The 12,732-nt window shown below is 49.7% G+C and carries 11 protein-coding genes and 1 pseudogene; 8 read left to right on the plus strand and 4 right to left on the minus strand.

Annotated elements, in window-relative coordinates:
* Positions 1-1,305: L-aspartate oxidase (locus tag NK638_RS06160; RefSeq protein WP_274632332.1), on the minus strand; the 1,305-nt coding region annotated here is incomplete at its 3' end.
* Between the two features lies 1 nt (position 1,306).
* Complete coding sequence (gene nadA / locus NK638_RS06165; protein ID WP_274632333.1) at positions 1,307-2,446, minus strand: quinolinate synthase NadA; 1,140 nt, start codon at positions 2,444-2,446, stop codon at positions 1,307-1,309.
* A gap of 514 nt (positions 2,447-2,960) precedes the next feature.
* On the opposite strand from nadA, the pseudogene NK638_RS06170 reads away from it, so the two are divergent.
* The 4 genes and pseudogenes from NK638_RS06170 (at position 2,961) to NK638_RS06185 (ending at position 7,312) form a co-directional block, all read left to right on the plus strand.
* Positions 2,961-3,982 (plus strand): annotated as a pseudogene (locus tag NK638_RS06170) (NUDIX hydrolase).
* A 164-nt stretch (positions 3,983-4,146) separates the two neighbouring features.
* On the plus strand, positions 4,147-5,025 hold the full coding sequence (nadC, locus tag NK638_RS06175; RefSeq protein ID WP_274632334.1) for a carboxylating nicotinate-nucleotide diphosphorylase: 879 nt from the start codon (positions 4,147-4,149) through the stop codon (positions 5,023-5,025).
* A 139-nt stretch (positions 5,026-5,164) separates the two neighbouring features.
* Complete coding sequence (locus tag NK638_RS06180) at positions 5,165-5,806, plus strand: MarC family protein (protein WP_198335886.1); 642 nt, start codon at positions 5,165-5,167, stop codon at positions 5,804-5,806.
* A 123-nt stretch (positions 5,807-5,929) separates the two neighbouring features.
* Positions 5,930-7,312, plus strand: coding sequence for an NAD(P)-binding domain-containing protein (locus NK638_RS06185; protein WP_105244984.1), 1,383 nt, complete (start codon positions 5,930-5,932; stop codon positions 7,310-7,312).
* A 125-nt stretch (positions 7,313-7,437) separates the two neighbouring features.
* Here the strand turns inward: NK638_RS06185 and NK638_RS06190 are convergent, their stop codons facing one another.
* A complete protein-coding gene (locus NK638_RS06190) occupies positions 7,438-8,040 on the minus strand; it encodes a LysE/ArgO family amino acid transporter (RefSeq protein WP_274632335.1) in 603 nt (200 codons plus the stop codon).
* Positions 8,041-8,248: 208 nt separating this feature from the next.
* On the opposite strand from NK638_RS06190, the gene NK638_RS06195 reads away from it, so the two are divergent.
* The 3 genes from NK638_RS06195 to NK638_RS06205 all read left to right on the plus strand — a co-directional run bounded on the left by NK638_RS06195 (position 8,249) and on the right by NK638_RS06205 (position 10,399).
* Complete coding sequence (locus tag NK638_RS06195) at positions 8,249-8,989, plus strand: hypothetical protein (protein ID WP_274632336.1); 741 nt, start codon at positions 8,249-8,251, stop codon at positions 8,987-8,989.
* 141 nt (positions 8,990-9,130) lie between these two features.
* Positions 9,131-9,802: a hypothetical protein gene (locus NK638_RS06200; RefSeq protein ID WP_274632337.1), complete on the plus strand. Its 672-nt coding sequence runs from the start codon at positions 9,131-9,133 to the stop codon at positions 9,800-9,802.
* Between the two features lie 42 nt (positions 9,803-9,844).
* Positions 9,845-10,399: a hypothetical protein gene (locus tag NK638_RS06205; RefSeq protein ID WP_274632338.1), complete on the plus strand. Its 555-nt coding sequence runs from the start codon at positions 9,845-9,847 to the stop codon at positions 10,397-10,399.
* Between the two features lie 102 nt (positions 10,400-10,501).
* Here NK638_RS06205 and rluB read toward each other — a convergent pair whose 3' ends face one another.
* Positions 10,502-11,425 carry a 23S rRNA pseudouridine(2605) synthase RluB gene (gene rluB, locus NK638_RS06210; protein ID WP_201584955.1) on the minus strand — a complete coding sequence of 308 codons (924 nt, stop codon included), beginning with the start codon at positions 11,423-11,425 and terminating at the stop codon, positions 10,502-10,504.
* Between the two features lie 426 nt (positions 11,426-11,851).
* Here rluB and folD point away from each other — a divergent pair, with 426 nt between their 5' ends.
* A complete protein-coding gene (gene folD, locus NK638_RS06215; RefSeq protein ID WP_274632339.1) occupies positions 11,852-12,730 on the plus strand; it encodes a bifunctional methylenetetrahydrofolate dehydrogenase/methenyltetrahydrofolate cyclohydrolase FolD in 879 nt (292 codons plus the stop codon).
* Positions 12,731-12,732 lie beyond the last annotated feature (2 nt).

Here is a 12,732-nt window from a genome sequence, read left to right on the forward strand (position 1 = left end):
GATATGGCGCCCGACCACCACGCACTCAAGCAGCGAATTACTGGCCAAGCGATTAGCGCCGTGCAAGCCTGTATAAGCAACTTCTCCTGCCGCATAAAGCCCTATCACATCGGTCAAGCCATTAGCAGAAGTGACCACGCCGCCGCAGCTATAATGCGCGGTGGGGGCTACTGGGATCGGGTCGGTGGTGATGTCGATGCCAAGGTCTAATAGTGTCTGATAAATCTGCGGAAAGTGTGCTCGGAGAAATGCCGCTGGTAAGTGACTGACATCGAGATGAACGTAGCCAAGTCCATTGATGCTAATTTGCTCGGCGATAGCACGAGCGACGATGTCTCTTGGTGCTAGCTCTGCGCGTGTATCGACCTCTAACATAAAGCGTTTACCTGTCTGCGGGCAGTACAGCCGTCCGCCTTCACCGCGTAGGGCTTCAGAGATTAAAAAACTACTATCACCAAGCGCCAAACCTGTCGGATGAAACTGGATAAACTCCAGATTTGCCAAGCGGCAGCCTGCTTGCCAAGCCATCATCACGCCATCACCGACACAGACATTGGGCGCGCTGGCACGTTTAAACAACTGCCCTAGACCGCCACTGGCCAGCACCACCGCGCGACTATAAAAAGTCAGCGTGCGCTGGTTGTCATGAGAAAAAACGTATGCACCTCGGCAATGATTGTCAGTATTTTTTAGCAGATGAAACGCTTCATGATAGGGCAGGATGGTGACATTAGACGCCGCTTGCGCTTTTTTTACTAAGGCTTCCATAATATGTCGGCCAGTGGCATCATCAGCATGAGCGACGCGCCGGCAGCCATGGCCGCCTTCTTTGGTCAAGTGTAAGTCGCTGGTTTGTAAGGCGGCTGTCTCAAGGTCTTCCTCATGGGGGTATTGAAAATTGTCTAATGTCGCTGTTTTTTCTGCTGGCGCGTGTTGTTTTGGGAGGCGAGTAAAGGGTACGCCTTGCTCGCACAGCCATTGCACCGCTTGCTCGCCTGAGCGTAGGATCTCTGTGGTGTTTTTTGCCTCGCACAGCCCTGCGCCTGCGATGAGCGTATCAGCGATATGATCAGCGGCACAGTCTTTGACATCCAAACTTGCCGCGATACCGCCTTGGGCATAATGACTGGAGCAAACGTCCAGCGCCGCTTTACTTAGTATCGTCACGTGAAGTGTTTGCGGTAAGGCCAGCGCCGTGCTCAATCCAGCAAGACCTGCGCCAATGATCAACACATCTGTGTGTCTGACGCCATGGGTCTCATTAGCAGGGGTGCTTGTATTAGCGGCTGTATGCGCCTTACTCATATTAGGCAGCTCCCACATTGGCAAAGAGCGCGCGGTCTTGGGTGATATCACCGCTTGCAGTGACGCGCTGCTTTTGCGCTTCGGCAAAATCCAGCATGCGTTGTAAAGGTTTTTTGGCAGCCGCTGCCAGCTCAGGCGTCAACAAGACTTCACCGCTTTGCTGTGTCAGACACTGCTCGATGCCTTTTAGGCCATTCATCGCCATCCACGGGCAAAACGCGCAGCTCTTACAGCTGGCGCTTTCGCCAGCGGTCGGTGCGGCCAAAAAGCGCTTGTGTGGTGAGCGTTTTTGCATCTCGTGCAAGATACCCAAATCGGTCGCTACGATAAAGGTCTCGGCATCCATCTCATAGGTCGAGCTGAGCAGTTTACTGGTTGAGCCGACGATATCAGCGAGCGCGACCACGCTATCAGGCGACTCTGGATGTACCAGCACTTTGGCGTAAGGGTGCTCCTCTTTTAATTGCAGCAGCTCGGTCGCCTTAAACTCATTGTGCACCAGACAAGAGCCTTGCCAGAGCAACAAGTCTGCGCCAGTCTCACGAGCGATATATTTGCCCAAATGACGGTCAGGCCCCCAAATGATAGGCTCACCTTGCGCATGTAGATGACGGACGATATCGATACCGACAGAGGAAGTCACCACCCAGTCGGCACGTGCTTTGACCGCGGCGCTGGTATTGGCATAAACCACCACGGTACGCTCAGGATGGGCGTCGCAAAATGCGGCAAACTCATCTGCAGGACAGCCCAAATCAAGCGAGCATTCAGCCTCCAAGTCTGGCATAAGCACCGTTTTTTCCATACTTAGAATTTTTGCTGACTCGCCCATAAAGCGCACGCCAGCCACCACCAATGTCTGTGCCTCATGGGCTTGTCCAAAGCGCGCCATCTCAAGCGAGTCACCGACACAGCCGCCAGTCGCCAACGCCAAATCCTGAATAAAAGGATCGACATAATAATGAGCGACGAGTACAGCATTATGCGCTTTTAGCAAGTGCTTGATGTTTTCTTCAACTGCCAGCCGCTCAGAGCGTGGCAGCTCGGTAGGTATCTTTGCTCTGGCGTATTCGATGGTCATCTGAGTGGCGATGCGCTGGTCGGTACTCATGATAGGGGCGTCGTACGGATAAGTTTTCATAGCTACAACCTTTCCTTTGGTGCGATAGTGACACATCATATGTCGTAATATTGGAATGACTCGCTAAAGCAAAATCATAAATTGTCTTAATTATGCTCATTTTGAGCATAAAAACAAGGGTTTTTTATTATTTTTCTACCTATAGTCAATCCTAAATAAAACTGACATGCTAGATATTATGTTCACGTGCTACTAGGTGCCACGTGCTACTGATATTTATTTTGCGCAGCCTCTGTCGGCGTAGGCACAGCACGCAAGAAAAATGAATACCAGTAGCGCTGTACCTGTTTTAAAGTAAATTAACCATATTAAGGCGTGCGGCTTGGCTGATGTTACAGCGATAGACTGTGATCGTCTTAGATTCGAGCTATACTAGGAAGTGTTACTGTTTGTAGGTAAACGGTGCTAACGACTGCTGTAGCATGGCTGTTTTGATTGTATACTGAGTTTGTTTTTGTACTCAGCTTGTTTTTGTACTACGTTTGATTTTCTACCGAGGATGATAAATACACTTATGACGTTGTCTTATTCACATGCGCATCAGCAAGGCAGTGGTACCACCGAGGTGGTTGCCGTACTCGTTGCGATTACCGAGCATACCGCCCGTGTCCTAACGGTCGATCAAGGTAAGCTATTGCCCAATGGGCCACTAATGCCGCTGCATCGCTCGTTGCAAGCAGGGGTGCGCCAGTGGGTGGAGGAGCAGACGCAGCAGCCACTTGGGTATTTAGAGCAGCTTTATACCTTTGTCGATACCAATAGACGCAACGTCGATGGTCATGCTTTAGTGTATGTCAGCTATCTAGGGCTGGTACAAGAGACGCAGACGCCAAAGCTGCCAAGTCAAGCGCTATGGCGAGATTGGTATGATTACTTTCCGTGGGAAAACCACTTAGATGGCGCGCCAACTATCATTACCTCGTTTATCGTGCCAGCGTTATTGGCATGGGCACAGGAGGCAGATGACGCTATCACCCAGCAACGGCGACGTCAGCGTATTGAGCTGTGTTGGGGCGTCGGTGAAGCGCATGTGCTAAGCCCACAGCCGCCAAGCCCAAGCTTGGGTGCCAGCGCAGCCAGCCGGGAGCAGCTGCCAGAAAATAAAGAATGGGTCGCCGAGCATGTACTGCTGCGCTATGAGATGCTTTATGAAGCAGGGTTGATACCTGAAGCGCCAAGCTATCCACCAAGCTACTTAGCCAATGTGTCCACCGAGCTGTCCAAAAACTGGTCGCAGCTGATAGGCGAGCCGATGTATTACGATCATCGCCGCGTGATTGCCACCGCCATCTCTCGATTACGAGCCAAAATAGAGTATCGGCCGCTGATTTTTGGTTTGATGCCCGAGGTGTTTTATCAGGTGTGCGCCTGCATAAGCAAAACTTTCGCCGCTTGCTGGAGGCACAAAACCTAGTGATGGAAACAGGAGAGAGCAGTAGCGCTCAGCGCGGCCGGCCCGCCAAGCTGTATCGTTTTCGGCACGATATCGAGTTACAAAGCCTGCTCATGGATAGCAAGCTGCCCAAACGCAAATAATCAAATGACATTATTTTATTGCAGGGCGGGGTGCTTTACGTTATATTTATGCTCATTTTGAGTCTAATAAGTGACCGTGATGCCAGTGATATGATTGCTATTTGTGGTGCTATCACTGGCGATGGCACATTTATCAAGTAAATGGGCAACGATAAGGATAACCGATGACAGGCAAACAAGAACCAGCATTAAATGAGGTGTTGTTACGCCCTTTAGTAGAGGCTGCTCTCACAGAGGATCTAGGCAGGCGCGGCGATGTCACCTCACAAGCAACCATCCCAGCCGATATGCAAGCGCAGCTACAGATCAAAGCGCGCCAGGCTGGCGTTATCTGCGGTATGGATTTGGCGCGATTGGCCTTTGATATGGTCGATACGCAGATTGGTTTTGACGCTCAGGTCGCGGATGGTGAGAGGGTTGAGGCGGGGACAGTGCTGGCGACCGTGCGCGGTAATGCGCGTCATTTGCTCACTGCAGAGCGTACCGCGCTCAATTTTATGACGCACCTGAGCGGTATTGCGACCGCGACACGGCAGATCGTCGATAGTGTGGCTGCATATCCTGCGCAAATCACCTGTACGCGTAAGACCATTCCTGGCCTACGGACAGCGCAAAAATACGCTGTACGCTGCGGCGGCGGGCGCAACCATCGCTTGGGGCTAGACGATGCGATTTTGATCAAAGACAATCATATTGCGATTGCAGGCGATATCGCAACTGCCATCAAGCAAGCACAAGACTTTGCCGGCCATCTGATTCCGATTGAGGTAGAAGTCGACACTTTAGCGCAGTTAGCGCAGGCACTTGATGCCGGTGCAAGCTTGGTATTACTAGATAATATGACGCCTGATGTTTTGGCGCAAGCGGTGGCTATGTGCCAAGGCCGCGCCAAGACAGAAGCCTCAGGAGGTATTACCCCTGAGACGGTGCAAGCGGTCGCCCAGGCAGGGGTGGATTTCATTGCCATGGGTTATCTGACGCACAGTACCACCGCGCTCGATATCGGTCTGGATTTTATGGTCAGTGATAATACGGGAAATTAAGCAAAGTTAATGATTTTATTGGCTTATCTGCCTATGTTACAATGGCGCTTATGCGGTGGTTAGCCGCCTAACAGGTCATCGCTGTGTGCCGTGATGACCTGACTTTAGCATCATTGCTGCAACAGATAAGCGAGACTGAGTGAACACTGAAATAATCAAGATAATCTTAGCCTTTTTGGTGCTGATCAATCCATTTAGCGCATTGACGTTGTTTTTGGATTTGACCCGCGGTTATTCGATGAATAACCGGCGCAAAGTGGCGCGTATTGCTTGCTTGACCATTTTTATTACCATCAGCTTTTTTACTGTGGCAGGGGAGACCTTGCTTAAGCTGCTGGGTATTTCTATCGGCTCGTTTCAGTTGGCGGGTGGTATCTTGGTGTTTTTGATTGCGCTCAACATGATGAACGGGGAAGGTAACCCCGTCAAACCCGATCAAGAAAACTTCGATGTCGAGTATGACAAATACTCCGCGCCAAGTACCGCCTCTGCTGTTGTGCCGCTCGCTATTCCGATGATGATCGGTCCTGGCGGTATCTCCACCGTCATCATTTACTCTTCGCAAGTCTCTGGGATTTTGCAAGTCTCGGCCATTCTTATCGCTGGATTGTTTATTAGCTTGTTTTGCTATTTGGCCTTAATGGCGGCAGGTCGTATCAGCCGGCTGCTGGGCGATACTGGACTAAACATCATGAGCCGCATCATGGGCATGCTCTTGGCTGCAGTGTCTATCGAAATCATCGTCAATGGCTTGCGTACCTTGTTTCCTGCCTTAGTATAACCGCTTGTCTGACGCGTTGCAGCCTATATCTTTGTGTGACTAATTACCAAAGATACTGGCAAAAAACTCCATTAATGAAAATATGTTATAGTAGTGATTCACTATTTTTAACAGGAGTTGATCTTGAGTAAGAAAAGAATTGCTATTTTAGGAGCAGGTCCAAGTGGTTTGGCGCAGTTGCGTGCCTTTGAAGCAGCGCGCTTGGCAGGTGTAAAAGACTTACCTGAGATAGTTTGTTATGAGAAACAAAACGCCATTGGCGGTATGTGGAACTATAGCTGGCGCACAGGTCTAGACAGAAATGGTGAGCCCGTCCACGGCAGTATGTACCGCTATCTATGGTCAAATGGCCCAAAAGAATGCTTGGAGTTTGCAGACTACTCGTTTGATGAGCATTTTGGTGAGCCTATCCCTTCATACCCTCCGCGTGAAGTCTTGAAAGACTACATCATGGGACGTATCGACAAACAAGACATTCAAAAATATATTCGCTTTGAATGCCCAGTACGCTGGGTGGCTTTCGATGATGATACGCAAAAATTCACCGTCACGGTGATGAACCATAAAACCGACGAGCAAGAAGTCGAAGAGTTTGACTATGTTGTGGTTGCGACAGGGCACTTTTCGACGCCAAACATGCCGTACTTTGAAGGTCTCGAAGCCTTCCCTGGCCGTATCTTGCATGCTCACGACTTCCGTGATGCTCTAGAGTTTAAAAACGAAGATATTTTACTTGTCGGTAGCAGTTACTCTGCCGAAGACATCGGTACGCAGTGCTATAAGTATGGCACCAAATCAGTAACCATCAGTTATCGCAGTCAGCCACTTGGCTATGAGTGGCCTGAGGGCATCAAAGAAGTGCCACTGGTGACGCATTTTGAAGGAGATGTGGCGCATTTTGCTGATGGCACCAGCCAGAGCTTTGACGCCATCATTATGTGTACCGGCTACTTGTTCCATTTCCCGTTCTTGCCGGATGAGCTGCGTTTGCAAACGCATAACTGCTTGTACCCTGCCAACCTTTATAAAGGTATTTTTTGGCAGCCCAATCCCAAGCTTATCTATTTAGGCATGCAAGATCAGTACTTTACCTTTAATATGTTTGATGCCCAAGCGTGGTATGCGCGTGATGTCATCATGGGTGAGATGGCGCTGCCGGATTTGGCAACGCGTGAGGCTGACGAGCAAAAATGGTTGGAAACCTATGCCAAATGCGTCACGGTCGACGACTCCATCGACTTTCAAGCCGCTTACATTCGCGACTTGACCGATGCGACGGACTATCCTGAGTTTGCTGTAGAAAAACAAGGCGATATTCTAAAGCAGTGGCAAAAGGACAAAGCAGAGAACATCATGACCTTTAGAGAAAAGGCCTACCGCTCGACGCTGACGGGCACGCTAGCGCCTGAGTTACCAGAGCCGTGGCTGGATGTGTTAGATGACTCGCTTGAACACTTTTTAAACTTGGCATTTGTCCAGCCCAAAAAGCACAAAAAAGCCTCATAAGCAGTTTTTATCTATAAGTGTTTATTGTAAAAAACCAAACCTTCAAGTGAGGGTTTGGTTTTTTTTGTTTAGGATGAGCTATCCATCTTTGGTGACTAGCTTTGATTGGTGACTAGCTTTGATGATTAGCTTTGATACAAATGCCATGCCAGATAGAGCATCAAGATACCGACGAGAGCGTCCAAAACATTCCAAGCTTTTGGTTTGGCAAACAGCGGCTTGAGTAAGCGCGCGCCATAGCCCAGCGCAAAAAAGAAAAAGAAAGACGCGCTGACGGCACCAGCGGCAAACACCACTTTGCTACTAGCGCCTGTTGAAACCATGCCGACGAGCACCAATGTATCTAAATAGACGTGCGGGTTGAGCCATGTAAAGCCAAAACACAGGAGCAGCGCTTTTTTTAGGCTGCTGACCACTTGACCCTCGACGGTCAGTGCCTGTGATAGGCGCACACTAGCATATAGGCTTTGTAAGCCATAACCGAGCAAAAACACCACACCGGCGAATTTTGCGACATCGACGATGTGCGGATAGCGTGCTGTCACAGCGCCAAAGCCGCCGACGCCTGCTGATATCAAGATGGCATCGCTAAGGGCACAAAACAAACAGACAAAAAAGATGTGCTCGCGCTTTAGCCCTTGTTTGAGTACAAAGGCGTTTTGCGAGCCTATCGCAATGATGAGCGATAGCCCAAGCAAGAAGCCAGAAAGAAAGTCAGGGGTATACATAATTAAGTGCTTAATCGGTGGTGGAGCGGGGCGGATAGTGCCAGCGGCGCTGACATTTTGCGTACTGGCAGCATCACAAAAAGCTGTTAAGATACGCTATTGATTGCACCGATGCAATAAAGCAAAGCCCTTACTGTAAAATGGGTATGTAACAAGAGGCGTGTATAACAGAGAGGTAAGATCGGTCATGGTGGTAAGTTTGACAAGAATGCTACAATCATTTGGGCAAGCCCAAGACGATCTGCCAGCGCAAGCGGCCTTACAGGCGCAAAAGACAGCGAGCCACTATGATGGCCAAACAAAGAGTAAAGGCGGCGAGCAAGCAGATGACGACAATAGCAAAAACCCGCGTACTACGCTGACGCCCCCTGAGCGTGCCGACCGTATCTGTGCGGCATTGGCGCAAGTGAGTGATGCGCGTTCGGCCACACCGCTCACCGACCGCTATCTGGCCAATCATGCACAAATGCGCCCAGCCAACAGACCCCCTTTTGACCCTGATACCTTATGGTATCTCAAACATGGACGCTGTCCGATTATGACTGAGCTTGTAGATGTGGTCGATGAAGCCACCTTAAACGCCATGCCCATCGAGGCGGTGGCAATACTCGATAGAATAAATGGTAAGCTAAAGCGCTACCGTGAGTGGAGTCAAGAGCTCAACGATGAGCAGCAGCAACAGCATAACGAGCGGCAGTTCGTCATCGACAAGCTGGTTTCTGAGAGTATCCCCGAGGCGCTGCATCATTATGAGCAGCTGCAACGATTTAGCCCGCACCGTACCAGAAACCATACAGCACAAGGCAAGATGAGCGCAGGTGATATGCTGACGGATTTGTTTTTAGAGATTGACTACGAGCTTGATGAGCTGCTCGATGAATTGCACAATACCGTGATGAGCCGCCTTGCTTCCACGCATCGCTATGTCAAAAGCCGCACGCAAAGCTAAGCTATAAGCTAAGGGCGGCGGTTGTGACTGCGAACCTGCTCTCATTGATACCGCCATTGATACCGTTTTATACCGCGGTGCTTGCCAATCATTTTGCCAAAAAAACTGCAAAAAAACTTGCCATAAAATAAGGATCAGCCAATGACCCAAATGACTGCGATGTTTATCATGTTTGTATTGTATGGTGTGCTACCAGCGGCTGGGTTGTACTTGGGATATCGTGGTATCAAAAAAATAACCGCGCCCAAAATGCTGGAGTATAAGGCGATGCCGCAGCTGGGCTATATCCCCGAAAAAAGCCTACCGGCTGATATCAGGACGATGCTGGCGCAGATCAACGAAAAAGGCGAAAAGCTGCGCGTCATTTATGGTGATACCAATAATGACGGTAAGATTGATGACAAAGACACTGTCAATGAGACCTATATCATGATTCAAAATCTCATGGACAGACATGTGCCGCTGGCGGTAGCGGACTATCGGCGCTTGCATGACTTAAATGTGGGCGATGGTGCGCGCGCTGATACCACCAAAATCAAGCACTCCAATGTGACAGGCAAAGAAGCGCTGCTTGAGGTACTCACCACCATTGACGCGCAGTTTGATGATTTGCTCAATGCCTCCTATCATAAAGATGGGCAAAAGCTACTCGCGACCAGTCGCTATCTACAAAAACGCTTTAAAACGCCTGTTGTCAGTCATGAAGGACAAAACCTCGATGACGGTGCTGATGATGAGGCAGGTATTCAAACGCTTGAAACCCCAGCTGGCGCTGCGGCCAAAAAGGCGCGCGCTGATGATATCAAACGGTAAAGATTAAAAGCTAAGCGCAATAACGGTAAAAGAGTAAGATATATGAGTGTGCTCATTGGTGTTGGTATCGTGACAACCATCACGACCATTTATTTGGGTAAAAAAGGCTGGCAAGCGCTGCATAAAGCCGTCGGTATCACCCCAGGCGTGCTTACATATCAAGATGATCAAGCGCCTTTGTCATTGTCTGCGGTCACATGGCGGCATCTGCGTTTACACAAAAAACATCTACAGCGCTTACCAAACGATCAGCTGCGCCAGCTGCAGCGTATCGACGATAAGGTGAGTCGCTATCAGTCTTATCAAAAAACACAACAGGCTGATGATAAGACGCCGACGGTGACCGAGTCGCAGTTTGTGTTAGAAAAGCTGCTGTACACGCGCTTGCCTGACACACTAGCCAGTTATGATTATCTGGTCAGTATCGATAGCGCCGACCTATTACAAACAGAAAAAAAAGCAGAAGCCAGTGAGCTGTTGCAGCAGGTATTAGACCATATCGAGCAGCGTCTAGATGCGTTATTGGACCAAGCGCAGACGCAGCATCTACAAGCGTTACGCGTGATGAAAAACTATGTCGAGAGCCACGATCGTTAAAGGGTAGGGCAAAACTACAGCAAATGGCGCAAAAAAAAGCTGCCTGTGATATCTCTCACAGCCAGCTTTTTTATGATCTAGGTGTATCAAGCCCCAATGAGACTAACGTTTATCGCCGCGGCCACGAGTGTGCCGAGTGCCGCGACTGGCAGGGCTGCCGCTGCTTTTCGGTTTGCTACTGTGCGACTTATCGCTACGACTATCGGCACGGCGCGCTTTGAGCGGTTTGTTTTTGATACGTTCTTGCTTTTCTTTGGCCGCGCCGTGCAGACCTGTACCATAACGCGGGCGCAAGCTGACTAAGTCGGTTAGGGTGTTGATCTCTTTTTTGTCCAGCTCCAAAAAGCGGCCTGTACGCAGCTCTTTGGGCAGTGAGATCGTACCATAGCGGGTGCGCAATAGGCGGCTGACCTTGAGGCCTTGCGACTCAAACAAACGGCGCACTTCGCGGTTGCGGCCTTCTTTTAGTTTGACGTGATACCATTTGTTGACGCCTTCACCGCCGCCTTCTTTAATGTCGTCAAACTGCGCCATGCCGTCCTCTAGCATGACACCAGCGGTCAAGTTGCGAGCGATATCAGGGGTGACCTCACCCAAGACGCGTACCGCATATTCACGCGTGACTTCACTTGAGGGGTGCATCAAGCGATGGGCCATCTCGCCATCGTTGGTAAACAATAACAGTCCGGTTGAGTTGATGTCCAAACGGCCAACCATCACCCAGCGATCGTGGGTCAGCTTTGGTAGGCGCTCAAACACAGTCGGGCGACCTTCAGGGTCTTTTGCCGAGCACACTTCCCCTTCAGGCTTGTAGTATGCCAAGACGCGGCGGCGCTTTTCGTTTTCGGCGTTGTATTTGATCTGACGACCATCTACCCGTATCTCATCGCCTTGCTGCACGCGATCACCAATGGTTGCAGGCGCGTTATTGACAGACACGCGGCCTGATCTGATGACCTCTTCCATCTGACGGCGTGAACCTAGCCCCATACGGGCGAGGGCTTTTTGTAATTTCTCATCTTTCATAATCATGTCCTTGAGTCGGTGGGTTTACATTTCTCAATGTAAAAAATGCAGTGCCTATTCTACGCTATTTTAACAAAATTAGCACGTAAACAACTGCTTACTGTCGATGATGACTCAAACCAATATTTATTAGAAAATTCGCGTTTGGGTTATCTATTTTAAGAAAGAGCGTTCTAAAAAGGGTAACGACAGCCATGTTGTTTTTTAAAAGACGGCAAGAGAGCTATCTACAAATACCTCTTCTCTTGCCAGTCACTTATTAAAAAGCGTAGCAATATTTTGGCTTTATCTTGCGCTAGGATTTTGCCGCGTACACAGGTACAATATTATGACTAGTCAAAGGTTGACGAAGCAAAAGACAGGCATGCAAAGTACTTGCGCGCGCTGTCTTTATTTTTTTATATCGTACCCTCTATTGGAGTTACTATGTCTACTGCCCAAGCGTCTGCCACCTTATTAGATGGTAAAGTCCTTGCCAAACAAATCGAACAGCAACTGAGTGCGCGTGTAGACGCTATCAAAGCTAAGACGGGACGCACCCCAAGTCTAGCGACGATATTGGTCGGTGATGACCCTGCCTCTGCGACCTATGTACGTATGAAAGGCAATGCCTGTAAGCGTGTCGGCATGGACTCTATTCGGGTCGAGATGCCAAGTGCTACGACTACCAAAGAGCTGATGGCAAAGATTGATGAGCTCAATAACGACCCTGATGTCCATGGTATCTTGCTACAGCACCCTGTCCCTGCGCATATCGATGAGCGTGCATGCTTTGAGCAAATTGACTTGGCAAAAGACGTCGATGGCGTGACGTGTCTTGGCTTTGGTCGTATGGCGATGCAGCAGTCTGCGTATGGCTCTTGCACGCCGCAGGGCATCATGCACTTATTGGCGCATCATGATATCGAGTTATCAGGTAAAGAGGCCGTGGTCGTTGGCCGTAGTGCTATCTTGGGTAAGCCGATGGCGATGATGTTATTAAATGCCAACTGCACAGTGACGATGTGTCACTCAAAAACACAAGATTTGGCCGCTCATATCAAGCGTGCTGATATCGTGGTCGGGGCAGTGGGTGTGCCTGAGTTGATTAAAGCTGAGTGGATCAAAAAAGGGGCTGTGGTAGTCGATGCAGGTTTTCATCCCACCGACAATGGCGGTGTTGGTGATATCGAGCTGACAGGCGTTGAGAGCATTGCTAGTGCTTATACACCTGTGCCAGGCGGCGTAGGCCCGATGACGATTAATACTCTCATTCGCCAGACGGTAGAAGCCGCTGAAAAATCAGCAGGCTTGGATATTAGCTAAAA

The sequence above is a fragment of the Psychrobacter sp. A3 genome (assembly GCF_028823565.1).
In the GTDB taxonomy this organism is placed as follows: domain Bacteria; phylum Pseudomonadota; class Gammaproteobacteria; order Pseudomonadales; family Moraxellaceae; genus Psychrobacter; species Psychrobacter celer.